Source organism: Litoribacter ruber (assembly GCF_018500185.1).
GTDB lineage: Bacteria > Bacteroidota > Bacteroidia > Cytophagales > Cyclobacteriaceae > Litoribacter > Litoribacter ruber.
The window spans coordinates 318313-344653 of the sequence record NZ_JAHBGI010000003.1; the positions used below are offsets into that span (position 1 = coordinate 318313).

The window sequence follows — 26341 nt, forward strand, 5'->3', positions numbered from 1 at the left end:
TCATAAATCAAAACAAATATTTAAATGTCTGTAGCAACTAAAGGAAATACCGTAAAAGTACACTACACTGGTAAATTGCAAGATGGAACTGTATTCGATAGTTCTGAAAACAGAGAGCCCCTTCAGTTTACTCTTGGAGATGGAAACATGATCAAAGGGTTTGATGCGGCGGTTCACGGTATGGCTGTAGGGGAAGACAAGAGTGTCACTATCCCATCGGCAGAAGCATACGGCGAAAAAAGAGACGAGATGTTGGTGGATATCCCACATACGCAGGTACCTGCTGATATCAATCCAGAAATAGGAATGGATCTTTCCATCCAAAATCAGAATGGGCAGCCAATGCCTGTAAAAGTGGTTCACGTGGACGAGGAGAAAATCACCTTGGATGCCAATCACCCATTGGCTGGAAAAGACTTGATCTTTGACATCAAATTGGTAGAGATAGCATAAATGAAAAGACCGGCTTAAGCCGGTCTTTTTTTTAATCCCTTTTTCTTTTACCGGCTGGATTGGCGTAGATACTTTTAGTTTTGTTGTATTTCGAATTTCCTATTTCCACCACAAAAAGTTGAGTATTGACATCCCGCATGTCGTATTTTTTCAAGACTCCGTCAGAGGGTTTTATGGTATCTTCAATGATCAAATTACCCACCATATCATAAACTTTCACACGGGTAGAAACTTTGGTTTTATTATTCAGCTTTATCACGAATTGTTTATAGCCCTGGCTTTCCAAATTAAAATCAATCGGGGGCTGATAGGCAAGGTCCTTGGGAAACTTCAGATCCTTTTCTTTTCCCAATCCTTGGGCATAGCTGATTTGCAAACTTATCAAGGATAAGTAAATCAATAGGCTATAAAATAGGTTTGTTTTTCTTAGTAGAGTTTTTTCCATTCGGCCGCAAAATCGCAAAAATCCAACCAGTTTGAAATAACTAAATTGCGATTTAACAGAAATTATCTAAACGGATTCTCAAAAACCTGAAAGCCATTATCATTATAAAGCACTAAAATACCACCTTGCAACTGTACAGCATGTCTAGAATAATCAGGTAGCTTAAACCCCTCCACTTCCCCAGTGCGGTAATCCTGTCTTCTCAATCCATCCTTCTTTACATAATAAAGGTGGTTTCCGAATAGCGCAAGTCGGTCCTGCCCCTGATAAGTGTGTTGCCGCAAATAGTTGCCCTGATTGTCAAAAACAAACACCTTGGTATCGGTTCGGACAAAAAGCAGGTTTTGATACTCCCTGATTTCCTCGATTTCCAGTGCTTCTTCCCCCAACAACAAACTCAGTGGCTGATGCTGCAAAACGACCATCCGTCGGTGATCCAGTTTCAGCAGGTCCAGATTGCTCTCATCAAACACCCAAAGCGCCTGATTGTTACCTAAAGTCGCTGCCCGGATAATCCCAACAGGACTATCCAGTTTGTTGGAAACAATCTGGTTGAGAAATCTATCAAAGATATTGAACTCCTGCAGATCATAGGAAAAAGAAAAGATGTTGACCGTTCGATCAGCATCCAGTTGCGTTACCTGGGCCTGCCGACTGGGAGAAAAATGGTTGACCTGCTCCCCTTTGGCATTGAACTGATATATACCCCCACTAGCATCGGAAACAAAAATATTATCCCGGTTATCAATGGCCAAAAGCCCTAAACTTTGCATTTCCACTTCGGCAAGAGGCCTTAATTCAATTTCCTCTTGGGCAAAAAGTCTTGCCGTGGTGAGAAATATCGCGAGCAATGTAAGCCTGAACCGCATTTAAAACTTATATGATTTAATACTCATCTCCTCCCCATCAAACTCACCGTAGGTATATTGACTTACCCATTCACCCAGATTATAATACTTGCCCCTCTCTCCCACAGGAAGCTCCAAAGGCAGGTGGCGGTGTCCAAATATATAAAAATCATGATGCATCTGGTTTTCTACCTGCTTGCAATATTGCCACAACCACTCATCCTCCCCTTTAAACTGATCTTCGTTCTTCTGCATGTTGGTGATGCGGCTGCTGCCCGACCACTTTTGGGCAATGCGAATTCCTATATCGGGGTGCAGCCATTTAAAAAACCATTGACAGGCTTCATTGGTAAACACCTTTTTGAGCACTTTGTATTTCTTATCCCCCGGCCCCAGCCCATCACCATGACCGACAAGAAACTTTTTATCATTTATCTTAATTTGGATAGGGTTTCCATAAACCGGAACATCAAGCTCTTGCGTAAAATAATCCTTCATCCACAAGTCGTGATTGCCTGTAAAAAAGATAATAGGTATGCCCTTATCCCTCAAGTCGGCGATCTTGCCCATAAACCTGATAAAGCCTTTTGGAATCACCTTATCATACTCAAACCAAAAATCGAACACATCACCAACCAAAAACAAGGCAGCGGCCTCCTTCTCGATACTGTTGAGCCAACGGATGATTTTTTCCTCCCGTTTTTTACTGCTTTGGGGATCGGGTGCGCCGAGATGAAAATCGGATGCGAAAAATACTTTCTGGCCAGGTTTTAGACTTATGTTCATGTTTTGGGGATAAGCTGCAAATTTAGAAACTTTATCCCATCGACAAAAAGTCGGCCGCGCAAACTAAAACCCAAGGCAATATTGATTGCCTGGCAGATCGCGCATTTCCAGCTGTAAAAGCTTCACTTTTCTCCACAAGCCCCCTGCATATCCGGTGAGGGCTCCTGACTTGGAAATGACCCGGTGGCAGGGCACCACGATCAAGAGCGGGTTATCCCCGTTGGCTGCACCCACAGCCCGGGCTCCGTTTTTACTTTCCAACTGATGGGCGATTGTCTCGTAGCTGCAAGTCCTTCCATAAGGGATTTCACTCACTTTTTGCCATACTTTTTTCTGAAAAACCGTCCCTTTCGACTCTATCGGAAAATCAAACCGGCGCAGATCCCCATCCAGATAGCCTTTCAACTGCCTTCTCACTTCCAATAGAAACACGGAACTTATTTCCAGCGAAAAGTTTTCCTCTGTAAAATTTAGCGACACCAGTTTCTCGTCTTCTGCTTCCAGCCTAATATTGCCTAGACTGGAGCGCATGACCATCATTTCTCTCATAATAAAAAATTCCAGCCTAAATTTAAGGTATTCTTTACGATTAAAAAACTAATGGAGTAATTGCAAACCCCTCCACATGTAGGCATAGAAAAAGCCGCCAAATTAAAAGCGGCTTAAGGTTTGGTCACAATCTTAGCTTAATTATGAAAATACTGCTTATGACCATTTTTATCGGTCACCACCACATAAACTCTATCCTTGGAAATGGATTTCAAATTGTATTTTCTTACAAATGGCTCATCATTTTCAATAAATTCCCGATAGACAACTTTGTTTTCATCATCAATTAATTTGACATCCAAGCCGGCTTGGTTCACCTCATAAACGGAAAGCTTCATAGAGTTGTCGGATTTTCCTTTTTTCACGATGGCTTTAAAGCCTTGAGTTTTTGGAGCCCGGTTCTTGGTTTCGATGATGTGGTCAACCTTTTCCAGCTTGTTTTCAATTCTAATCAAATAAGCTCCAGTAGGTAAATCGGAAAGGTCATAAGGGATTGTCACGCTTTCTTTTACACTTACTGATCGGGCGTGAAGTCTGTTGCCCTCTTTATCATAAAGAGAAATCTTCACTCTTCCTGCTCCCTCCAATAGGGTAACTTTTGCTTTATCATATGCGAAAGCAACACCTGAGAGTTCTGTCAATTGGTTTTTTGGGTCGGCAACACTCATCAAGGTAATACCGAAGGCCAGTGCGAATGTGAATAAGGTTTTCATAGCTAGTAGATTTTAGAAGTTCGTTTCCTCTTCTAATCCATCTTCTATTCCACTCTAATCCCCTCAGGGTCAAACAGTATTAACACTAAATTTGGCATGGAAACCCACCTGTCCGTTTTCAAGCAATATTGTATTTTGAATTGTCCAAATGTTTCAATTCGGACAATTATCATGGAAAAATCTTATTTTTAGATAGAAAAAAAATTCACTTACCACTTAAAATATTTTTTCAAAAAAACACCTTCATAAATGTCCTATCAGCACTCCGTACAAAAGCGGACAGATTTTGTTCATTATTGCATCTTTATGATGGAGAAAATGAAAAATAAACAGTTTGTCAGGTAATTGTTTAGTATATAGAGCTAGAACAAATTATACTAAAGATGAGTAGAGGTTTTGTAAAGGAAGAAGATCAAGAGGAAGCGCCAATCATACCGCCAAGGGCTGCTCTGCCTGCCGGTGTTGCCAACTATGTGACGCCAGAGGGTCTACAGGCCTTACTGGATGAAAAAGCTGAACTGGAAATGGCCAAATCCCAAAACAAGCAGGAAAATGATGCCGCCCGCCGCTATGAAAACCTGATGATCGAAGGGAAGCTTAAGCTGCTGATCGAGCGCATTAATTCGGCGAAAGTGGTGGAAAGCAGTGGAAATATGGACGAAGCAAGGTTCGGCTCAACTGTAACCCTGAAAACCATTTCAGGGCTAAAACCCGGTATGGTGAGGAAATTCAAAATTGTGGGCGTGGACGAGGCGGATGTGAAAAAGAATAAAATCGCCTTTACAGCCCCTATTGCCAAGGCTGTCATCGGGAAGCGGCTAAATGAAAAGTTGGAGTTCCAAATAGGCAATACTGTGGAAAAACTGGAACTTCTTGATCTGGCTTGATCCTCAGCTCGGTCTGGCTGTATTACTATAGGTCATTTTATTTTCAAACTGGTGGCGGATGGCTTTTATCAGGGCGAAAAGAAATTTATCCTGAAGTCTGGACGATATACCTCCCGGAGTTTCTTTTTCACTCATGGCCAATACCGTCAATATCTTGCACAAAGTAAGTGGATTTAGAAGAATAAGGTCTTCATAGCGGTTGTTTTTGAAGTCCTTCAACTCATCTTTCCACTCTTCCCAGTCAAAACCAACGCATAGACCGGTGAGTTTGATACAATCTAAAAACCTAGTATCAAAACCCTCCAAATTATAATATGCCTGGGCATTTTTAGTAGTCAACACCCTTCCCATGCACTTGTCTACCCATTGGTACTCTTTCTCAATCTCATTCGCTAATGAAAAGAGAGGCTCCAATGTCTCGGCTTGCATGCCTTGCCATATCCCCGGGAATTTTTCTATCGGCGTTAATGAAATATCCATTATCCAATCGTTAAACTTTTTTAATTCTTATATTGACAAATGTATATCGCTGAGTTTACAATACCTAGTAAACACTTTTATACTTTTTATAATTTCTTACTCACATTTAATCAATACATACTCAATATCAATTAATTAGACTTCTAGCTATAGAAACCCATTTGTATAATTATTGTAAGATTATATTAGCTTATATCCTTACTTTATGTTTAACATAACTAGACTTATGTTGAACAAAAAAATACGGTTACTAAAAACAACTGTTTAAACATATTTAATAAGCTTTTGCTATCTTGTCAGTCTTACCCGCAAAACCTACGAAATTATGAATAAATCCATATTGACTATTGTCACAATGCTATTAATAGTAGGATGTAATCAGGAAAAAGCCTCTGAAGAAAATGAAACGCCTGCCGTAACTCAGCTACAATTCGACATGGATCAAAATGCGAAATATGGGCAACCCTACTTATATTCCAATCAAGCTGATGTGGTAATGATGAGTTTTATCAAAACTGAAGGGGACCAACACAGCCTTTTTTACACATATTTACAGAATAATGAATGGTCAGAACCCCAAAAGATTGCCACAGGAAGTGACTGGTTCGTAAATTGGGCCGATTACCCACAGATTAGCAGCTTCAAGGAAAATAGCCTCATAAGTTTTTTCCTTCAAAAAAGTGGAGAAGGAGTTTACTCTTACGATATTAAATTATCCCATTCTGAAGGTGGCAACACCTGGTCCGACCCGCATCCCCTTCACGATGATGGAAAGGAAGCAGAGCATGGCTTTGTTTCATTTGTACCCTATGAGGATAAAATGCTGGCCGCTTGGCTGGACGGTAGAAATACAGCAGGCGGACATGACGCACACCATGGCCACAACGGTGGGGCCATGACTTTAAGAGCTGCTCTGCTAGATAAACACGGCAACAAACCTATAGAGTGGGAATTGGATGACAAAGTTTGCGACTGCTGCCAAACGAGCGCAACACTTACGTCCAATGGCCCTGTGATCGTATATCGAGACCGCTCCGATGAAGAGGTGCGAAACATCAGCATCGTAAGATATGTTGACGGGGAATGGACCTCACCCCGCCCAGTCTATCCCGACAATTGGAAAATACCGGGCTGCCCTGTAAACGGACCAAGAATTGATGGTAAGGGAAACCTACTGGGCGTGGCATGGTTTGCTGCCCCTAATGGCAGACCAGAGGTAAAGGTGGCTTTTTCCCAAGACGCCGGGGAAAACTTTAAGCAACCTATTCCTATCAATTCAGGAAATACCATAGGCAGAGTGGATTTTACCTTGATCGATGAAGAAAGCGGTATTGTAAGCTGGATGGAAGGGGCTGATATTTTGGCCAGAAAGATAAATGTGGATGGAAATGTAGGGCCGATTGTCCAGATTGCCTCCTCCTCAGACCAGAGAAGCAGCGGTTTTCCCCAAATGACCAAAAGCGGAGACAAGCTGGTTTTTGCCTGGACTGACACCAAAAAAGATAATTCTGAAATACTCACTGCACAAATCTCGGTGGCGGCCTTCTAACCCACCTGTTTGGTAAATCTCACCAAATTTAGTAACTTTAATAAAACCCAATTCACGGGCCTTTTGGAATACAAAGGCTTTTTTTATGGAATCTATTCAATAAAACGGGGTATAATCACCTAAACTAATGTGACATATCGGGAGTTTATCCTATATGCTTTTCTTAACCTACTAATTTACATCCTAGGAATGCTAATCCCCAAAAAAGTCCCATACCTATACATAATCAGCAAAATAAGATATGACTTGCTCTATGTATTGGTGGTCGGAGCAATTGTACATTTTTTGACTAGGTCATTTTACACCTATCTACCCGAAATGCCCCTATCCATTCCGATGTTTATGGGTACGGCTATCTCCATCCTGCTTTCTTTCAAAATGGCCCAGTCCTACGACCGGTGGTGGGAGGCACGAAAAGTTTGGGGAGCCATAGTCAACGACTCCAGAAGTTTCACCATCCAACTACAAACTTTTATTGACCAATCTTTTTCCCCGTTGATCCGTAAAATGGCATTTAGGCAGATTGCCTGGTGCTATGTGTTGGGGCGGTCTTTGAGAGGACTGCCTCCTTTGGAGGAAATGGAAAAATACTTAGAAGAAGAAGAAATCATTAAAATCTCCAAACATACCAATAAGGCTTTGGCTATTCAGCAGCTGAATGCCAGAGATTTAAAAGAATTAAAAGACCAGGGTGAAATCGATAGTTTCACACATGTACATATTAACAGCACGATTTCTAGATTAATAGACCATATGGGAATGGCAGAAAGGATCAACAACACCTTCTTCCCGGTCACATATAAGATGTTTCTTCACATGTCAATTTACCTATTCGTCATCATCCTATCGATTTCACTGCGACATGTGAGTTTCATGTTTGAAATACCCTTGCTGGTAGCGATTTCCTCGGTTTTCTTTCTTCTGGAAAAAGCAGCCTCGCACCTGCAAGATCCCTTCGAAAACAAGCCAAATGACACCCCTGTGACGGCTATTGCAAGAACCATCGAGGTCAATATCAAACAGCTACTTGAAGAACAGAAGGTTCCAAGCCCACTGAAGCCGGATGGCTTCTATATTTTATAAATTTCATTAACCTAAACTATAACTACAATGCTAAAAGCACACACAAAAGACACCCAAAGTCAAATCAATCCCGACAAGGCGATTGAAATCCTTAAAGAAGGAAATGAAAGGTTTGTCAAAAACCTAAAGGCTGAAAGAAACTTACTTGAACAGGTTCAGGATACTACCATGGGTCAGTTTCCATTTGCTACTGTTTTGAGTTGCATGGACTCCAGAACTTCCGTAGAACTGATTTTTGATCAGGGTATTGGAGATATATTCAGCATCAGGGTGGCAGGTAATGTTGTCAATGAAGATGTATTGGGAAGCATGGAGTATGGCTGCAAAGCCGTGGGGACCAGAATAGTACTTGTTTTGGGGCATACGAAATGCGGGGCGGTTGCGGGTGCTTGTGACCATTTTGAAATGGGCAACCTGACTTCCCTATTGAAGAAAATCGAACCAGCCATGGAAAGAGCGGAAACATCTGGAGAGAAAAATGGCCAAAACGTCGATTATGTCAATGAAGTGGTAAAGAAAAACGTGGAAGTGGTGATCGAACAGATCCGCGATAAAAGCCCAATTGTGGCTGACTTAGAAAAAAGCGGTGACATTAAAATCGTAGGAGCCATATACGATGTGGACAACGGAAAAGTCACGTGGTTATAAAATTAAAAGCCAGGGTTAATGCCCTGGCTTTTTTTGATAATCTTTTTCGGGTACCACCCAATAATAAATGGTGTGGACAAACCCTTTGTCCGTCTCGATCTTTTTCATTTTCTGGGGCTCCCAATCTCCCATATCGTAGTTATGCGAAACTACACGGGTACCTGGTTTTAGATCCAATATTTTAGGCCTAAGCTTCATATTTACTTGGGGCAATAAATAGAGTGTTACCACCGTCGCCTCACTGAAATCGACATCAAAAATATTCGCTTCAATAAACTTCACCTTGTCGGTTACTTGTTCTTTTTCAGCTCTTGCATTTGCTTCCTCTATCCTTAACGGGTTGATATCCACTCCCACTCCTCTTGTCCCAAACCTTTTGGCCGCAGTGATGGGAATCCTGCCGTCTCCTGACCCCAAATCGTAAAGAACATCCTCCCCTTTAACATCGGCCATTTCCAGCATTTCATTGACAATGATCTCTTTCGTTGGCACATAGGGCACGTCTAGGGCAACAGAAGGTTTTGTAAACTGCTGTGCAAAGACCATTGGGGAAATACAAAAAAACAATAATCCCCCTGAAAATATTTTAAGTAAATTTTTCATTAGAACTTTATGGTTAAGTGAATTATATCATAACTAATTACTGGTCATTTTGATTTTATCTCTTTCCTTTTTTGGAGAAATAAAGGGAAAAATCCCAAAACCAGGACTCCAATCCCTACCAAAGCTCCCCAGCCTGTATAGGCAATACTGGAATATAAAAGATAAAGACTGGTCAAGCAGAAGATTATTGGCAAGACAGGATAAAGAGGTACTTGGAAAGCGAATTTCTGTTTTCCATTCTTAACTCTTAAGATAAAAAGGGCAATTCCCGCTAACAGAAAAAAGAACCAGAAAACTGGTGCCGTGTATTCCACCATGGTTTCAAAACCATCTCTAGAAAATACACCAAGCCCAACTAATAATAAGGATATCACTCCCTGAACAAGAAAAGCAATTTTAGGCACGGATAAGTCGTGGTTCCAATTGCCGAGTGCAGAAAACACCTCAAAATCTCTTCCCAATGCATAATTGGACCTAGCGCCTGTAAAAATAGTGGCATTGGCGGAAGTCAAAGCAGCCACAGCCACCAGCAGTACAATCACAATAGCCCAGCCCCTACCCAAGCTTGCCAGCATCATATCACTAGCGATAGCAGTAGAGCCAGCCATCCCCTCAAGACCTAAAACCTTCAAATAAGACAGGTTAATTAAAGTATATAATAATGTGATAACTCCAATTCCAATGATCAGTGCCCTGACCATCTGCTTTCGACCATACTTAAGCTCCGCGGAGATATAGGCGGCTTCATTCCACCCCCCAAAAGTCAATAAGACAAAAACCATTGCTAGGCCAAAATTAGTACCTAATACCGACTCCTCTTTCATCAATTCTGCGTCGCCAATTACTTCTTGGCTATAAAACACCCCCACTCCAATCAACAGCAGGATTCCAACAATCTCCAGCAATGTCAACACTTTCTGAACACCCGTTCCCATGTTCACCCCAATAATATTAATGCCGGTGAGCAGGCAAATGGCGAGAGCGGCATAAATCACCGATGAAAATTCTCCCAAACTGAAAAGCTGGGTAGCATAATCCCCAAATATAAAAGCTAGAAGCGCAATAGAACCCGTCTGGATGACGCTCATCCGGGCCCATGCAAACAGAAAGGCTATTTTTCTGCCAAATGACAAGCGAATAAAATGATAATCTCCACCTGCATTGGGATAAGCTGTGGTCAATTCTGCATAGCATAGCGCCCCAATAAAGGAAAACAAACCGCCGAGCACCCACACCCCAATAAAACCCATTCCAGTCTCCACATTGGCCGCTACCAAAGACGGGGTCTTAAAAATCCCCGCCCCCACTACCAGCCCGACAATCAGGGCCACTGCGTCCGTGGTTGTTAAAGACTTTTTAGGATTGTAAGTTTTTTCCGGATTAATCTGATTCTTCATGGCAAAAGCATCAGTACTGGACTCAGAATGTTTCATGGTAAAAAATAATGGGTGGATAACTTCTTAGGTTATAACCATGAAGCCCAAAGGCTGTTTAAACTAACTTCTTGAAAGCAAACAAACTGCTTTGGTATTCGATCGGCCTTGAGTATTTTTATATTAATAAAATTGCATTATCAACTTTGAAGACAACCCTAATTTTACCCATTCACTTTAAATCCCAAATTGATGAAAACACTTGAAAACAAAATTGCCCTAGTCACCGGAGCAGGCTCTGGTATCGGCCATGCCGTCGCCATCTCTTACGCCAAAGAAGGCGCCAAAGTAATAGTCAGTGACCTCAATGAGGATGGCGGCCACAAAACCGTAGACGACATCAAAATAGACGGCGGCGATGCCTTTTTCATAAAGGCCGATGTAGGCACGGCTGATGGAAATGAGGAACTGGTAAAAAGAACAGTTGAAAAATATGGTTCATTGCACATCGCCTGCAACAATGCCGGAATAGGAGGCCCAATGGGAATGACAGGAGAATACCCAGTTGAAGGCTGGGACAAGGTCATCGCTGTAAACCTTTCAGGGGTTTTTTATGGAATGAGGTATCAAATTCCAGAAATACTGAAGGCAGGTGGTGGCGCAATAGTGAATATGGCCTCCATCCTTGGCAATGTGGGCACACGCTATTCTCCTGCATATGTAGCGGCCAAACATGGTGTAGTAGGGCTGACCAAGGCTTCAGCCTTGGAGTATGCCAACCAAAATATCCGAATCAACTCTGTGGGGCCAGCCTACATCAAAACACCTTTACTGGACAATAACCTCACCCAGGAACAACTCGACGGACTGGTTACCCTCCACCCTATCGGGCGGCTTGGCCAATCCCCAGAGGTAGCTGAATTAGTACTGTGGCTGAGTTCTGACAAGGCGTCTTTTGTCACGGGCTCCTATTATCCGGTTGATGGTGGATACCTCGCACAATAGGCATCAAAAAAGGGCTGAAGAATAAACTTCAGCCCTTTAGCACTACTTAAACCCAAACTAATCAAGCTCCTATCAAATTCTTTCTTGTTGCTATCAAATCCCTTTCATACTCCATAACTTTGTGTATCAAACTAAAGGTAACAAACAGTGTCAAAAGCCCAAGCAAATCCATAAAAATGCCCATTTGAGTCGCATTGTGCATTTCTGCAAAAGTATTGGCGTGGAATGCCAAACGCAGGTAAACTATTCTGCCAATCACATTTATCACACAAAGCGCCCACCAAAGGTCTATTAAGGGAGTCTTCTGAACTTGGGTACCATAATTAAATTCCTGGGTTTTAACCCAAATCTCTTTCATGATCTGATAAGGATGATAGAAATTATAGAAAGGCATCAGCCAACACACTATTGACCAACGCTCATTGAAAGCCAAGCTTTTGGAATCGATCTGGTGGAGGTTATGGTAAGCAGTTTTAAACCACTTCACAAACAAATAGGCAGATCCAATAAGAAAGATGATTTGCAGATTTCCCAATAAACCTTGCCTTAGGTCCACCATCATGGATGGAATGGCGTTTCTACTGCTCATTCCGGACAACATCTGCAATTCCAGATAACTGAAAAACAAGCAGGAAAGTGTTAGGAAAAACACAATTGCCAATACGGACAATACTCTGTAAGCTCGATAATCATTCTGTAAAATTTGTCCCATAATGAATGTGTTTGAAGGTAAGAAATTGATTTAAAATTTAAATACTCTTTTTTGTAGACAATCAACATTTAATACAAAATTTTCGATTAGTCTTCATATCAAATCAACCAATAAATTTTATAATTATCAAAAAAAATATCACAAAGCAAAATAAGAGATACAAAAACAAAATTTATTACTTTAAAGGACATCCTAGTCACTACACCCCCGTTCATCAATCGGATACCATTTAAAAACAAAGCTATCTTAGCTATTATTAGGACCAGAAATTGGAATGGTTTTAGTTAAGTGTCAAGTACACTTTTCAATATAAATTTAATAAAATGCATGAATGCTTTCCTGCAGGACTGCGAAGCAGATTAATAGATATCTATGGGAAAAGACAAACCTATTGCGTTTTATAAGGACGTTAAGGATCAACTTGACTTGATTAAGGACCATTGTAGGAAAAACAAACGGACCATTGCTGTGGCCGAAAGCGCTTCTTCTGGAGCACTTCAGTTATTGTTTAGCGCAGAAGAGGAAGCAGGTTTGTTTTTTGAAGGCGGACTGACGGTCTACAATTGCGAGCAAAAGAAAAGGCAACTGAAAGTCCCACTTTCCTTGAGCGAACCTTGTAACGGTGTATCCTGGGAAGTGTCCAAAATGTTGGCTTTAAATATTTGCGACCTTTACCAATCAGATTACGGATTGGCGTTGACAGGTTTTGCCTCACCTTTTCCAGAAGAAGGAATTTTTGATCTCTATGCCTTTGGAGCAGCTTCTTACAAAGGCGAGCTATTATTTTGCGAAAAAATTGAAAGCGAAAAGGAAACTCCTGAAGAAAGACGCGAAGATTACGCCGCCCTGTTAATTAAGAAATTTGCAGAATACTTGGAGCAAAAAAAATGAGACCGGGCAAACCCGGTCTCATTTTTTTTATTTTTGATTGGGAAACTCTACAAAGAAAGTTGTTCCTTTTCCTTCTTCACTCTCCACCCAGATCGTGCCGCCTATGGCGTCCACTTGGGTTTTGGTCAGAAAAAGGCCGAATCCTTTAGAATTGGGATGTTTTTTTTGTGGTTTGATCTCAAAGATGGACTCATCCCCACCTTTTATTTGCATGCCTATACCATTATCCTTTATAGTAAGCAAGGTACTGTCATTTACATGCTCAGCGCCGACTATGATATGTAATTTTCTTTCCGGAGAATGATATTTAAATGCATTACTTAGGAGGTTTTCCAAAATACTGTCAAAATATTTTGGGGGACATTTGATGGTTTTTACCTCTTTTAAATCCAAATCTATCTTGGGGCTATAGAGAACAAGCTCGCTTTCAAATTTACCTAGACTTTTTTTTAGAGCAGATTCCAGGTCATTCCACTTGGAATCCATTTCAAGACTTTGGCTTACCCGAAGTCCTTCAATCAAGTATTCGAAAGTCTCCTGTAAATGTGTCACTTCAGGACGAAGTTTTGGTATCAGGTTCTTTCTGGTGGCTTCCTCCGAGGCTTTTTCCAAATCCTCAGTCAAATCGGCCAGGTTTTTTAATGGCTCTTTTAAGTTATCCAGCACTAGATCACAAAACCTCAATAGTTGCTTATTCTGGTCTTTTAGAGAGTTATGGCTTTGTCGGATTTTTTCCTCAGCTTTCTTTCTCTGGGTAATGTCGAGCACTATGGCTAAAAAGGCTTTGTTATCCCCGTGCCCCATTAACTGAAGGTGGATTTCTACCGGGTAAAGGCTCCCATCTTTTCTCAAATGCACCGTTTCAAACAGCACCTTTTCTTGAGAACCATCTATCAAAGGCTTAATCAAGTCCTGAAATTTCTGTTCTGTGAACTCAGGCTTTATATCTAGCGGAGTCATTTGTTTTACCTCATTGACCTGGTAGCCGCTGTTGTTTAATGCTCCATCATTGATGTACAAAAACTTCAATGTATCTGCATCGAAGAGGTAAATCTCATTGACACTATGCTGGATTACATTTAGAAGTTTGACTTCCTGACTCTGTACATGTTTGGTTTCGGTCACATCATTCAGAGTTCCAAAAACAATCAAAGGCTTACCTGCATTGTCATAGGCAATTTTAATTTCAAGAAAGAGTGTTTTAATGTTGCCGTTTTTAAGTTGCACCTTATGCATGAGGGCATCTATTTTGCCTTCTTCCAAAGCTAGGTTGAGCGCCTTTTTGACTCTCTCTCTATCTTCTTCCACCACAAGGTTTATGTAAGGGTCAAAACCCTGCCCTTTTTTGCCTTCAATTTTAAAAATATCGGTAAGTTCTTCTGACCAGCTTAATTTTTTAAAAATCAAATCATAGTGCCAAGTGCCCCACTCTTTTGCTAAGGGATCCTGGGCAAGGGCCGAGAGTGCTTGGTTACGGGTAAATTCCTTTGCTCTTAGAGAAAGATTATCAAACATTGACTTAGACATGCTACTGAAATTTTGGGGACATAAGTGAAAACTGAATTTCAATGCCCTAAATAAAATAATTCACTTCACCACAAATCTTCTAGCTCACTTTAGAACTAACGTGCATTTAAGCGTTAATGATATTTTTATGAAAGACTTTCAACGAAAATAATGCCAAAATGTTTAATAAAAACTGATTTTTGTTAATCAGAAAATTGGATTAACGAAAATCAGTTGAATTCAGCAATTGCGGCTTTGCCTGTTTAAATATAAGTAATTTACACCAAATTCACGCCCTTTGAGGAGGGGGTATTGTTAAGACTGAGTCCTTTTAAGAACTCCCTCACTTGAAAATGATTTTGAAGATTATATTTGGCCCGTGTATAAGTGTAGCCCACACGTATAGTAACAGCACTTGGCGAGAGTTTTTTGAAAGTCTCCTCATCGGTCCAATTATCCCCAATTACTAAAATAAAATCATAGGATTTATTTTCCAGAAACTCCAGCGTCGCCTTACTTTTGCTGATATCGGGTTTTTTGATCTCCAGTGCTCTGTTACCTTCCAATACCTGAAGCTGATGTCCTCTAGCCACATATTTAAGGTGACTAAATAGCTCCCGCTTTCTAAGATTTCCCAGCCCGCTCTCAACTTTCCTATAATGCCACACTAAGGAGTGTTCTTTTTCTTCCACAAAGGTCCCCGGTGTCCTTTCCACAAATTCATCCATCTCTTTTCGGAAAGCCGCTTTCCAATCATTGACCAGGTCTACTTTGGTTATCCACTTTTTTGAATCTTGGTGTTTCCAATAAACCCCATGTTCGGCCATTATATGGACAGGAGTGCCATCAAGCCACTTTTCCAAAGTAGCTTTATCCCTACCACTCACAATCACAATCTCCGAATTTTTGCTCAACTCTTTAAGTATATTTATTACTTGCTGATCTGGCTGTGCTTCCTCTGGTTTCTCTTTATAATCAATCAATGCCCCATCATAGTCCAAAAATATCACAGGATTTTCGGCTATTTCAAACCCTTGCTTGAGCAGGGACATTTCCTTTCTGCCTAAGAATCTGGATTTCAATTTCTGTTGCTTTTGAACTACCCTATCGAGTGAGGAAAGGAAAATCTTGCTCCAATGATACACATCATATTTACGAACAGTCTTTTGCATAGACTCCATCCTTTTCTGCTGCTCCTCAATCGGGCTATTAAGTGCAGCATAAATGGCTTGCTCCATCATTTTGATGTTATTGGGATTTACGATGATGGCCTCCTGAAGCTCCTTGCTGGCTCCTGCCATTTCGGAAAGCACCAGCACACCGTCGCCATTCGTTCTGGAAGCAATAAATTCCTTGCATACTAGGTTCATTCCATCTCGCAAGGGCGTCACCAGTGCCACCGAAGAAATCCTGTAATAAGCCACCAGTTCGTGAAATGATAGTCTTCGGTAGAAATAATGGATCGGAACCCAGTCTAGGGTGGAATATTTACTATTTATGCGACCTACCAGGGTATCAATCTTCTCCTTGAGGTCCATATACTCGGGCACCGTCGTCCTTGAGGGCATCACGATCATCACCATACTGACTTTTTCCAAATATTCAGGGTGATTGTCAATGAGTAAGTCAAAGGCCCTCAATCTTTGCAAAAGCCCTTTGCTATAATCCAGCCTGTCACTGGTAAGCACAAGTTTTTGGCTGCCCAATTCATGCTTATATTGGTGTACCAATTCGCAAACCTCCTTGCTTTCCGCAGCCTCTCTGAACTTGTTATAATTTACTCCAAGGGGAAAAGAATCCACATTGACTAGGTGATGCGGGGTATGGATATACCCTGCTTCATGGTTGTACCCAAGGATTCTTCCAACCGAGCTTAAAAAGTGCCTCATGTCATCATAGGTGTTAAAACCTACCAGATCAGCTCCACACATGCCTTCAAGGATTTCTTTGCGCCAAGGTAACACCCTGAATATTTCGTAGGAAGGAAAGGGTATATGCTGGAAAAACCCGATTTTAAGTTCAGGCATTTGCTCTTTCAACATCTGAGGGAGCAACAATAGATGATAGTCATGGATCCAAACCGTGTCGCCAGCCTTTGCTTTTTTAAGGATAGCTTGACAGTAACGGTCATTTATCTTTTTGTATACCTCCCAAAGATCATCATCAAAGGCTATGTATTGTGTAAAATAATGGTAGGTTGGCCAAAGGGTCTCATTACAAAAGCCGTCGTAAAATTGCTCGGCTTCTTTTTGGTCCATAAAAATTGGAACCATTCCCTTTTCTTTGAGGGAAACAATCATTTCCGCCCTTTCCTCAGCTTCGGCCACCGCCACGCCTGGCCATCCAAACCAAAGATATTCTTCTTTATCCAATTGGTTAAGCAGTCCCGAGGCATATTCCCCCGCCAAAATCTGCACCACACTCTTATTCCCTCTTTCAGTCGAACTAATAGGCAACCTATTAGAAACTATTATCATTTTACCCATTTCATTCTTTTGATTTGGCCAATAAAAAAACCTACAATAAATACCTTGCAACTATTTACTGAGGTCACTGTAAAAACAGGCAGTATTCGAGCCAACTTGGGTATTTTGGCAAAAGGTACAATTAAAGCAAGTTGGTCGAAAAAATGCCTTGTTGGCTAAAATACCAATTACTGATATGCGTGGTTAATTTGTCTCATAATGTACACAAAATGCACCAAGTGTATTTGGGGTAATAAAAGCATTTCTTGCCAATAACTACCCCAAACTGCAATTTACTCGATTCTGGTATTAGGTATAGGTGCCACTGGCTGTACTTCTACCTTCACTGTTGGGAGAGGGTTCATAGAGGGTCCCGCTACCACCTCCCCTTTTGCATTAAATCTGCTTCCATGACAACCACAGTCCCAAGTTTGACCTTGGTCGTTCCATTTCACCAGGCATTTCATATGCGGGCATACAGGTATTACTCCATGGAGCTCACCTTTCTGATCCAGGCTCACACCAACAGTTTGTTCCTCAATTTTCACTATTATCCCCTTTCCTTTTTGCAGGGTTTTGATTTTATCTATCTTCAATTTGATCCGATCACCGATGAGGTCTTTCATGTTATTGAGATTTTCCCGAAGGATAAATGGAATGGCGTTGAACTCTACTCTTGAGGGGTTGAAGGTTTTTTCCAATGGGTGACGGCCCTCAGAAATCAGAGAAGCAATCATCATTGCCGATATCGTCCCAAAGGTGAGCCCGTCCCCCGAAAAACCGCAGGCTATGTAGTTATTTTTCCCAAACGGCGTTTTCCCTATAAACGGCAGTTCATTGGAAGGCTCAAAAAACATGGATGACCACTCATGGTAAATCTTTTCAATTCCGAACTTTTCCTCAGCATAAGCCCTTAATTTAAGCAACCGCTGTTGCTGTTGGTTTTTCTTCCCCGACTTGCTGTCCGCCCCCCCGAGCATGTAACAATCCTCTCCTTTGTATTTGCAAGGCCTAATATAATGGTACGGCGAACTGAAATCATAAAATAACCCTTTTTGCACGGGCAATTTAGGCTTAAACACCATCACATAGGAATTGTAAGGCACCATTTCCATATGGACAGGATTTAGACCCAGCGGAGTATGAGTAGCCTGAACCAAATGGTCCGCTACCACAAAATGCCCATTGACTTTTATATGCCATTTGTCTTTAACGTGGGTAAAATCAGTAACTGGTGAATACTCACAAACGTTGACGCCCGCTTCTGTAAGCGCCTTTGCCAATCCATGCAAATAGCCCAGCGTATCCATCATTCCTTGGTTATGGATACTAAAACTTGTCAGCTCCCCCTCGATCTTCCACTCATGGTCATGGGCTATTCCCACTCCGAGCTTTTCAAAAGCATCACGCTCTTTGAAAAACTCATCCATTTGCTTGGCCCTGTCCACAAAATAGGTAGCGGGGATGCTTTCGTAATTGGCATCCGTGATTTGGTAATTGTTGATCAGATTCTCAATAAGCTTTCTGGCCTTTACGGTCGCCATATAAATCTCCTGGGATGTCTCCTGCCCGTAAAATCTCATAAGCCGGTGATAGTAAAAATCTATTGCCGAGGTGATATGCCCGGTCGTGTGCCCACTGGTTCCGGAGCCTATCTTCCCCCGCTCTAAGAGGACAACCTCAAGACCTTTCTGCCTTAAAAGTAAGGCAGTAGTTAGGCCCGTAATTCCGCCACCTATCACACAGACTTGAGTTTCCACCCCGATATCCAAAATGGTATAATTTGGATATTCCTTTTCTTCCCACAATGACTTATTTATATCTTCCATTTGATCTTTTTTAGTTAAACCCTTTTCAAGGTTAACTTTTATTTAGCCAAAGTCTATTCCTTAAGCCTTTTGAAGAAAAAAATATCAGAAATAAAATACGGATTACCCAATACATTCACCGCATTGTAGGGAGAAAGACACGATTTTCAAGTTATTGTTTTGCGTAAAATCACAATTTGTTTACCCTTTACCCCAATGTGTTATTTTGAATCTCAAACCTAGTCAACGGCATAAAACTATGCATACCCTGTAAAGCTGAGGCTGAGGTGTAACAAGATGTTACTTTTCAGTATCTATCTCCATGGAAAATTCCTTGAATAGGGTTATTTGTAACCTGAAAAGTATAGGAGTTAAATACTGGTATCTTTTTGGGGGAACATAATCAATACTAAAAGATGAGCTATGATTTTTCCAGACCACCCCTCCCCGAAAAGACTACAGGATCATGACAACCAAGTTTTGGCTACCCTTTTTCTCACCGACTTAAAAAGCATCTACGGAACGGAAAAAGAAATGCTTGATATTTTAGGCCTTTTTCTCCGAAAAGAGTTTTCAAAAGATTTCGGCAAAACCATCAGCTTTTATGCTTCAATTAGTAACAAGCATGTGGAAAACCTGGAAACAATTTTCCTATTGGTGGATAATCCCATCAAATCGATACACGGCCATATCCTAAGCGCCGTCAGTCAGGAAGCCAAAGACATATCAGAAGATAACGATTCTTCCCCAGCAATAATCGACCTCAAAATCTATAAACTCCTAAGCCATTTTAACCATTATAAAATCGCCTGCTATTCACAATTAGTGGCAGTAAGCGATAAGATGGGGCTTACCGACGTGAATGGCTTACTTAGGGAAAACCTCCATTCCGAACAGAAAATGTCAGAGAAAATTCAAACAAGTGAAAGCCTTCTGACCTTTTAGAAAGAGAAACTAATACTTTTTGAATTATGGAGCATGTAGAAGTTGAAATGTGGGACTGGCACCGGATCTGGGTTGGTGATGTGCCTACTATGTTTCTGGTAGAGGTACTTATCCGTTCCATCATAGTATTTGCCACCCTCCTATTCACCCTGCGAATAATGGGGAAAAGAATGGGTGGCCAATTGAGCCTATCCGAAATGGCCGTGATGGTAACTCTCGGTGCCTTGGTAGCCGTCCCTATGCAAATATATGACAGAGGACTGCTTATGGGCTTTACCGCACTCATAATCGCATACTTTTTCCAGCGGGGCTTTAATCTAATGGGCGTCAAATACACCTGGTTTGAAGAACTTTCCCAAGGTAAGCTTTCCATTTTGGTAAAGGATGGCAAAATCTTGGAAGATGCGATGCTGAAGTCGAGAATCAGCAAAAACCAGCTTTTTGCCTTATTAAGAAACGAACAGATCACCCATCTATCGGAGGTAAAGCGACTTTACTTGGAAGCCAGCGGCACTATTTCAATATATAAATCAGAAAACGAGGAAAAGAAGAACCATATACTTCCAATGAAGGATGAGAAAATCCAGCGGGAAGCAAAATTCAACAATCTATGACATTATTGGAAATCGGACTTTCTGATTATCACAGGTTCATTTTTGGAAAAGTGCCTGAGGCATTTCTGCTGGAAGTTGTGCTGAGAACCGTGTTTGTATACGCACTTCTGATGGTTTCCATGAGGCTAATGGGTAAAAGAATGACCTCACAATTAAGCCGGCTCGAAATGGCATCCATGGTAGCCCTTGCAGCTGCCATTGGGGTACCAGTGCTAGCCCCCGAGCAAGGTCTTTTGGACGCCCTAATCATTGCGGTAATTGTGGTGTTTTCACAGCGCCTGATTTCTTGGACCAATTCAAAAAATGAAAGGTTCGAAAGAATAGTCCAAGGAGATGTGGCCACGATAATAGAGGATGGGGTGCTGGATATCAAAACCATGGAGAAAACCCTCATATCCAAAGAAAGGCTAAAAGCCCAACTTAGATCCGAAAAACTCATCCATACTGGTCAGGTCAAAAGACTTTATTTCGAAAGTAACGGATCCTTTTCTTTGGTGGAGGATAAAGACCCAAAACCAGGCCTTCTGCTTTTACCGGCTATCGACCAGGAGTTCATTAGGGAAGTAACTGAAGAGGTGCAAATCATCATTTGCTCCAGATGTGCATCCAAGGCAAGCACACGGCATGATTTTGTGTGCAATAATTGCGGCAATACCGCAACCGAAAAGGCTGTAATAGCCAAATCATCTTAAAAAACTAGAAACCCTAACCCAACCTAACCATGGACAAAATACTTTTAGCCGGAGCCTCAGGGACACTTGGATTGGAAATCCTTAAAATTCTTACCCAAAACGGACATTTAGTGAGAGCCTTAATCCATGACGACGAAAACATAGAACAAGTCAGACGTCTCACAGAGGATATTGTCATTCAAGATGTCCAAAAGCCCATTCACGAATTGGGGGTATTTGAAAATGTCAATATCCTCCTTTCATCTATTGGGAAAAGTGTAAGTATCTTCAGAAGTACTGAGGGAACATATGACAGCATTGATTTCCATGGCAACAAAAACCTTTTTGAACAGGCAAGCCAAGCCGGGGTCAAGAGGGGCATATTCGTTTCAATTATGGGAGCCTCGGAAGAAAACTCTTTGGAATTGGCCCAAGTCCACTATAAGGCTGAAAAGGCGCTCGCTGAGAATTTCAAAAATCACACCATCATCAGGCCTGCAGGATTTTTTGGAGGTCTAAATGACCTGATCAAACTCGGCAAACATGGGATGATCCCAGTCATTGGCGATGGTTCGCCCAAGACCAACTCGATATACCAAGGCGATTTGGCTCAACTGATTTATGACAACCTCAATGCCGGACCGGAGATTATGGAAATAGGCGGTCCCCTAATCCATACACGTTTGGAAATGGCCGAAATGATTCAAAGAAAAACTGGTGGGGAAATCCTAAAAGTACCCAATACGGCCGTGAAAGGTTCCATTCTTCCTTTATCCGTTTTGAAGCCTGACTTATTTCACAACATGGATTATTTCCGGTTTGTCTGTTCGAAGGACATGATTGGGGAAAAACATGGTAAGATGACTTTTGAAGAATATTTAGACCAACTGGATCTCAACCAAATCTAATCATAGTTTGAATTTTCCTATAAACCGGTGATACAAAAATAACCCCCTTGATCAACAAGGGGGTTATTTTCTTTTTAAGCAGGTACCTTATTCTTACTGGACCTGCCCCAATGTCTTTGCATGGCAAGGGCTTTGAAATAGTCGCTAAAGAAATCGTCTGACGCTTCTTTTCCGCTAACTACCCCTTTATCTGACCAATTGCCTTCCCCATTGGCCTGTACAAGCTTACGGATGGAGGTGTTTTCCAAAAACTCTGAAGCGTTTCCAATCAGGCCGATTGGCTTGCAATGTTTGTAGCATTCATTCACAAAGTGGATAGAATCTCCATTTTCGGCCATCGCCTCAATACTCTCCTTACCATCCACTATAAATATGCTGTCGTACAAAACGGAGGCGGTGGTAATATACGATTTATCCACTTTCAGCTCATCGCCAAAAACCCCAAACTGCGAAGCAACTACCTCGGCATCGGCATTATGCTCTTTTAGCCAATCTTTTAATTTGTTGACTGTAGAAACATTCGCACCTTTTTCAGCTAAGATTCCTACTTTGACACCTTTGATGGAATCAGCTTTTTTCACCTTTTCCATGCTCAAAGATGGGGAGTCTGTTACATTTTCTTTACCACTCCATAAATTCTCTTGGAAGGCTTTCACCTCCTGCTGAATCTTATCCACTTCAGACTGCTCCAATGGCTTAACGCCAATTCCCTCAGCCACCTGCTTGGCCATATCTGCATCAATGTGATAGAATTGTTTTACAACTCTCTCACGTATTGCCATTTCTTTCACTTTGCCCAATTCAAACCAAGCGGCTTCCACTATATGCTTTTTCTCAATATCCGTCATGCTTCTATAGAAAAGTGTCGCCTGAGAATAATGGTCCTTAAACCCTTCACTTCTGCCGCGGATTTTCTTGCCAGATACTTCCTGGGGATAATGCACATACCCTTGCTCATCCTCAGGAGCCATTTTGGGCTTGCCATCAGCTCTCGTATTGGGGTAATAATTTACCGCGTTGCGGTGGTTGTTGTGGTGGCGCATAAAGCCGTCCTGCTGGTTATTTTCCACTTTTGCATGGGGCCTGTTAATTGGGAGCTCCGCAAAATTTGGTCCTCCCAATCGTGTCAATTGGGTATCCAAATAGGAAAACAGCCTTCCCTGCAGCAGGGGATCATTTGTCAGGTCAATCCCTGAAACCAGATGCCCAGGATGGAAGGCCACCTGCTCAGTTTCGGTAAAGAAATCCTCAGGATTTCTATCTAATACCATTTTTCCTACTTTTTTGAGCGGCACCAGTTCCTCCGGCCACAACTTAGTCGCATCCAGTATATCAAACGCAAACTTATGCTCATCTTCTTCTGGAATCATTTGTACACAGAGCTCGAATTCTGGGTAATTACCCATTTCGATCGATTCCCAAAGGTCTCTTCGATTAAAATCCGGATCTTTCCCAGCAGCCTTTTGCGCTTCATCCCACACTAGGGAGGCCATATCAGTCAAAGGTTTCCAATGCAGTTTGATGAAATGGCTCTTGCCTTCATTATTGATAAATCTGAAGGTATGTACCCCAAAGCCCTCCATCTTGGAGTAGCTTCGAGGCACCCCCCTATCAGAAAGGACCCACATAATCATGTGCATGGATTCGGGCATCAGAGAGATAAAATCCCAGAATGAATCATGGGCTGCAGCTGCCTGAGGAATTTCTTTATCTGGTTCTGGTTTTATGGAATGTACCAAATCAGGAAACTTGATGGCATCCTGAATAAAAAATACCGGCATGTTGTTACCCACAAGGTCGTAATTTCCCTCCTCGGTGTAAAACTTGGTGGCAAAACCCCTCACATCCCGAACTGTGTCGGCAGAGCCTTTAAAGCCTACCACAGTAGAAAACCGCACAAAAACGGGCGTCTTTTTTGAAGGATCCTGCAGAAATTTGGCCTTTGAATAGGGAGCCATGCTTTCATATACCTGAAAATAGCCATGGGCAGCCGAACCCCGGGCATGGACAACCCGCTCAGGAATCCTCTCGTGGTCAAAATGCATCATTTTTTCTCTAAAATGATGGTCATCCATGATGGTTGGCCCGCGCTCTCCTATTTTCAAGCTATCGTCGGTGTGGTTGATTTTCACACCCTGGTTGGTGGTCATGTAATCATGCTCTTGGCCAGGTTGGTTTTTTGGCTTATTGTCCATAAAACTGAAAATTTTTTAGTGGTTAAAAGACATTCAGGTTTCAAAGGCCATTCCATTTAAACCTAAAAAAGCAGACCACGGATAGTTTAATCAAAATGCTCAGTTAATTAACCATAATGGCCTCTTCTCATCCTAGGGAACAGCCCCTCAATCCAATCCGGAGTAAAAGGCTGTGACTCGCATTGGATACAAAATGACTACTTTCGGTAATAGTCTTTACTATTTTGGACAAAAATAAGGGGGTAGAAATTCTCCTACCCCCCTTATTTTATCGTTTAAAATCCTAATCTATATCATCCAGCCTTTCATCCTTATCGGCTGGTACTTTTTTGATAAATTCTATATGATATTGCTGCTCTTCATCAGAATATGTCCCATAGGCATCTAATAGGTAACCATGCTTTCCATCATTGGCCTGAATGGCATAAAGAATCGCCATGTCCGCAGGATCTGACTCTCCCTCAAAGCGATAGACCTTTACAATTTTCAAGTCCTCAGCTGAATAGCTTTTATCGCCATCATCCAGTACGGCTCCTTTGTCTTTTTTGGTTCTAAATTCTGCACCATATCCTTTTTCCTCAAGCCTTTTCATTACTTGGGAGAGTGGGGTCATATACGTGGAATCGCTCATAATTTCTTCGTGGTTAAAATGAAAAATCAAATCTATTTTAAACGGTTCAAAAATTGCGCCACCTGCTCTTTTCTCACTCTTTTAGCAACTTTTCAGGGATGGAGGAATTGGCTTTTGCCCCTAGTTGCTTCAGTTTTTCCACCTGCCCGATTAAGTTGCCCCTTCCGGTTTTCAGCTGCTTCATGGCGGTTTCATATGACGCCTGCGATTTTTCCAAATGCCCTCCGATTTCCTCCAAGCTCCCTATAAAATTAACAAACTTTTCATACAGCTTCCCCCCCCTTTCTGCAATCTCCAAGGCATTTTGGCTCTGATCCGTTCTGACCCAAAGGTCTTTGATCATTTTTAAAGCCGCGATTAAATTACTACTGCTGATTAACAAAATGCGCTTCTTATAGGCATATTCCCAAAGCTGCGAATCGGCCTGCACTGCCGCAATATAGGCAGCCTCCAAGGGTACGAACATGATTACGAAATCCAAAACCTTGGCATAACCATCGTATTGTTTGGCCGAAAGCTGGTCTATATGAGTCTTGATTGATTTTAGATGAGCTTGAAGGGCCAGTTTGCGGTCATCTGCAAGTTCGGCATTGAAATACTGCTCATATGCCACAAGGGATACTTTGGAGTCTATAATAATTTTTCGGTCATCCGGGTAAGTGATGGTGACATCTGGCTGCATTCTTTTCCCATTTGGCCCATAGAGGTATTCTCCGCATTCATCCCGCAAAAACTCCTGAACCACGTAATGCCGGTTTTTTTCCAGCCCTGAGTTTTGCAAAATCGTCTCCAGAATCGCCTCTCCCCAGTTTCCCTGTGTCTTGGTGTTCCCTTTTAGCGCTGCCGTAAGGTTTTTGGCCTCCTCGCTAATCTGATAATTCAGTGCCAACAGATCCTTGACCTGCTTTTCAAGGCTAAACCTCTCCTTGGATTCCTTATCATAGGTCTCCTCCACCTTTTTCTTAAATTCACCCAACTCGTTGTTCAAAGGCTTCAGGATCAATTCTATATTTTCCTTGTTTTGCTGGCTGAAGCGCTGGGATTTTTCTTCGAGAATTTTCCCCGCCAGCAGTTCAAATTGTTGGGTGAATTTCTGGCCTAGTTTTTCCAGATCAGCGGTTTGAGCCGCAAGCTTATCCTCCAGATTGATCGCCCTTTCCCTTGAAGTAATGAGTTTTTCTTTAGTGTCAGAAGCTTCTTGCTGCAGGCTATCAAATTGCTTTATCAATTCTTTTTCACGTGCCAAGGCATCCTCCAGCCTCCCGAGGGAAAGTCTATACTGACTTTCCAAATTGACATTTTCCGATAATCGCATCTCCAATGAGGCATTTCTTTCCACTTGTTCCCTGAGCTTTTCCTCAGCTGATCTAATTTGTTCTGTTGACATCGCTAATTGTGATTTCAACCTTACTAATACCATTATACTAAGCCCCAAAAGACCTAAAGCTGCAACCCATCCAATAATCTCCATATTTGATTTTACCTAAATTTATCCTAAAGTAAAAAAATCATGGTGGCTTAATGATTTCTTAGACATTATTTGACGCAAAATATTTGTAGGCATAAGGGATTC

The 26341-nt window shown here is 41.7% G+C and carries 26 protein-coding genes; 11 read left to right on the forward strand and 15 right to left on the reverse strand.

The annotated features are described in order from the left end of the window. The first annotated feature begins 24 nt into the window (after positions 1–24). Positions 25–453: an FKBP-type peptidyl-prolyl cis-trans isomerase gene (locus KIH41_RS05860; RefSeq protein ID WP_214161828.1), complete on the forward strand. Its 429-nt coding sequence runs from the start codon at positions 25–27 to the stop codon at positions 451–453. Between the two features lie 31 nt (positions 454–484). On the opposite strand, the gene KIH41_RS05865 is transcribed toward KIH41_RS05860, so the two are convergent. From KIH41_RS05865 to KIH41_RS05885, 5 genes are all read right to left on the reverse strand, one after another. Then, on the reverse strand, positions 485–853 hold the full coding sequence (locus KIH41_RS05865; protein ID WP_246538984.1) for a hypothetical protein: 369 nt from the start codon (positions 851–853) through the stop codon (positions 485–487). A 107-nt stretch (positions 854–960) separates the two neighbouring features. Beyond that, a complete protein-coding gene (locus KIH41_RS05870) occupies positions 961–1767 on the reverse strand; it encodes a hypothetical protein (RefSeq protein ID WP_213943899.1) in 807 nt (268 codons plus the stop codon). After that, complete coding sequence (locus tag KIH41_RS05875; protein WP_213943898.1) at positions 1768–2532, reverse strand: UDP-2,3-diacylglucosamine diphosphatase; 765 nt, start codon at positions 2530–2532, stop codon at positions 1768–1770. It abuts the gene before it with no gap. A gap of 63 nt (positions 2533–2595) precedes the next feature. Beyond that, on the reverse strand, positions 2596–3081 hold the full coding sequence (locus KIH41_RS05880) for a methylated-DNA--[protein]-cysteine S-methyltransferase (RefSeq protein WP_214161829.1): 486 nt from the start codon (positions 3079–3081) through the stop codon (positions 2596–2598). A gap of 137 nt (positions 3082–3218) precedes the next feature. Continuing rightward, a complete protein-coding gene (locus KIH41_RS05885) occupies positions 3219–3794 on the reverse strand; it encodes a hypothetical protein (protein WP_214161830.1) in 576 nt (191 codons plus the stop codon). Between the two features lie 383 nt (positions 3795–4177). On the opposite strand from KIH41_RS05885, the gene KIH41_RS05890 reads away from it, so the two are divergent. Then, positions 4178–4681 (forward strand): GreA/GreB family elongation factor, encoded by a 504-nt coding sequence (locus KIH41_RS05890; RefSeq protein WP_213943895.1) that lies wholly within the window; start codon positions 4178–4180, stop codon positions 4679–4681. A 3-nt stretch (positions 4682–4684) separates the two neighbouring features. Here KIH41_RS05890 and KIH41_RS05895 read toward each other — a convergent pair whose 3' ends face one another. Continuing rightward, positions 4685–5161 (reverse strand): DUF6508 domain-containing protein, encoded by a 477-nt coding sequence (locus KIH41_RS05895; protein ID WP_213943894.1) that lies wholly within the window; start codon positions 5159–5161, stop codon positions 4685–4687. A gap of 325 nt (positions 5162–5486) precedes the next feature. Here KIH41_RS05895 and KIH41_RS05900 point away from each other — a divergent pair, with 325 nt between their 5' ends. The 3 genes from KIH41_RS05900 (at position 5487) to KIH41_RS05910 (ending at position 8441) form a co-directional block, all read left to right on the forward strand. Then, positions 5487–6710: an exo-alpha-sialidase gene (locus tag KIH41_RS05900; protein ID WP_214161831.1), complete on the forward strand. Its 1224-nt coding sequence runs from the start codon at positions 5487–5489 to the stop codon at positions 6708–6710. A 189-nt stretch (positions 6711–6899) separates the two neighbouring features. After that, complete coding sequence (locus KIH41_RS05905; protein WP_214161832.1) at positions 6900–7793, forward strand: bestrophin family protein; 894 nt, start codon at positions 6900–6902, stop codon at positions 7791–7793. Positions 7794–7820: 27 nt separating this feature from the next. Then, a complete protein-coding gene (locus KIH41_RS05910) occupies positions 7821–8441 on the forward strand; it encodes a carbonic anhydrase family protein (protein ID WP_214161833.1) in 621 nt (206 codons plus the stop codon). A 15-nt stretch (positions 8442–8456) separates the two neighbouring features. On the opposite strand, the gene KIH41_RS05915 is transcribed toward KIH41_RS05910, so the two are convergent. After that, complete coding sequence (locus KIH41_RS05915; RefSeq protein ID WP_246535269.1) at positions 8457–9044, reverse strand: SAM-dependent methyltransferase; 588 nt, start codon at positions 9042–9044, stop codon at positions 8457–8459. A gap of 44 nt (positions 9045–9088) precedes the next feature. Then, positions 9089–10477 carry an APC family permease gene (locus KIH41_RS05920; RefSeq protein ID WP_213943890.1) on the reverse strand — a complete coding sequence of 463 codons (1389 nt, stop codon included), beginning with the start codon at positions 10475–10477 and terminating at the stop codon, positions 9089–9091. Positions 10478–10669: 192 nt separating this feature from the next. Here KIH41_RS05920 and KIH41_RS05925 point away from each other — a divergent pair, with 192 nt between their 5' ends. Continuing rightward, a complete protein-coding gene (locus KIH41_RS05925; protein WP_214161834.1) occupies positions 10670–11422 on the forward strand; it encodes an SDR family NAD(P)-dependent oxidoreductase in 753 nt (250 codons plus the stop codon). A gap of 61 nt (positions 11423–11483) precedes the next feature. Here KIH41_RS05925 and KIH41_RS05930 read toward each other — a convergent pair whose 3' ends face one another. Beyond that, on the reverse strand, positions 11484–12134 hold the full coding sequence (locus KIH41_RS05930; protein WP_214161835.1) for a DUF4328 domain-containing protein: 651 nt from the start codon (positions 12132–12134) through the stop codon (positions 11484–11486). Positions 12135–12506: 372 nt separating this feature from the next. Here KIH41_RS05930 and KIH41_RS05935 point away from each other — a divergent pair, with 372 nt between their 5' ends. Continuing rightward, entirely contained in the window at positions 12507–13025 is a 519-nt protein-coding gene (locus KIH41_RS05935; protein ID WP_214161836.1) for a CinA family protein, read from the forward strand. Between the two features lie 27 nt (positions 13026–13052). Here KIH41_RS05935 and KIH41_RS05940 read toward each other — a convergent pair whose 3' ends face one another. The 3 genes from KIH41_RS05940 to KIH41_RS05950 all read right to left on the reverse strand — a co-directional run bounded on the left by KIH41_RS05940 (position 13053) and on the right by KIH41_RS05950 (position 18825). Beyond that, entirely contained in the window at positions 13053–14552 is a 1500-nt protein-coding gene (locus tag KIH41_RS05940; protein ID WP_214161837.1) for a PAS domain-containing sensor histidine kinase, read from the reverse strand. Positions 14553–14809: 257 nt separating this feature from the next. Continuing rightward, positions 14810–17008: a bifunctional alpha,alpha-trehalose-phosphate synthase (UDP-forming)/trehalose-phosphatase gene (locus tag KIH41_RS05945; protein WP_317194924.1), complete on the reverse strand. Its 2199-nt coding sequence runs from the start codon at positions 17006–17008 to the stop codon at positions 14810–14812. Between the two features lie 281 nt (positions 17009–17289). Next, on the reverse strand, positions 17290–18825 hold the full coding sequence (locus KIH41_RS05950) for an FAD-dependent oxidoreductase (protein WP_213943884.1): 1536 nt from the start codon (positions 18823–18825) through the stop codon (positions 17290–17292). A gap of 402 nt (positions 18826–19227) precedes the next feature. Between KIH41_RS05950 and KIH41_RS05955 the strand changes: the two genes are divergently transcribed. Genes KIH41_RS05955 through KIH41_RS05970 form a run of 4 tightly spaced genes read left to right on the forward strand, consistent with a single transcriptional unit; the run spans position 19228 to position 21942 of the window. Further along, the gene (locus KIH41_RS05955; RefSeq protein WP_213943883.1) at positions 19228–19749 is read left to right on the forward strand and encodes a YciE/YciF ferroxidase family protein; all 522 of its coding nucleotides are present in this window, start codon (positions 19228–19230) and stop codon (positions 19747–19749) included. Between the two features lie 26 nt (positions 19750–19775). Further along, positions 19776–20363: a DUF421 domain-containing protein gene (locus KIH41_RS05960; protein WP_213943882.1), complete on the forward strand. Its 588-nt coding sequence runs from the start codon at positions 19776–19778 to the stop codon at positions 20361–20363. Further along, complete coding sequence (locus tag KIH41_RS05965) at positions 20360–21055, forward strand: DUF421 domain-containing protein (protein ID WP_214161839.1); 696 nt, start codon at positions 20360–20362, stop codon at positions 21053–21055. Before KIH41_RS05960 ends, KIH41_RS05965 begins: the two co-directional genes overlap by 4 nt. 29 nt (positions 21056–21084) lie before the next feature. Beyond that, on the forward strand, positions 21085–21942 hold the full coding sequence (locus KIH41_RS05970; RefSeq protein WP_214161840.1) for an NAD(P)H-binding protein: 858 nt from the start codon (positions 21085–21087) through the stop codon (positions 21940–21942). Positions 21943–22016: 74 nt separating this feature from the next. Here the strand turns inward: KIH41_RS05970 and KIH41_RS05975 are convergent, their stop codons facing one another. The 3 genes from KIH41_RS05975 to rmuC all read right to left on the reverse strand — a co-directional run bounded on the left by KIH41_RS05975 (position 22017) and on the right by rmuC (position 26155). Beyond that, entirely contained in the window at positions 22017–24137 is a 2121-nt protein-coding gene (locus KIH41_RS05975) for a catalase (protein ID WP_214161841.1), read from the reverse strand. A gap of 283 nt (positions 24138–24420) precedes the next feature. After that, positions 24421–24768: a hypothetical protein gene (locus KIH41_RS05980; protein ID WP_213943878.1), complete on the reverse strand. Its 348-nt coding sequence runs from the start codon at positions 24766–24768 to the stop codon at positions 24421–24423. Between the two features lie 73 nt (positions 24769–24841). Then, positions 24842–26155, reverse strand: a complete 1314-nt coding sequence (rmuC, locus tag KIH41_RS05985; protein ID WP_214161842.1) for a DNA recombination protein RmuC — start codon at positions 26153–26155, stop codon at positions 24842–24844. Positions 26156–26341: the final 186 nt, after the last annotated feature.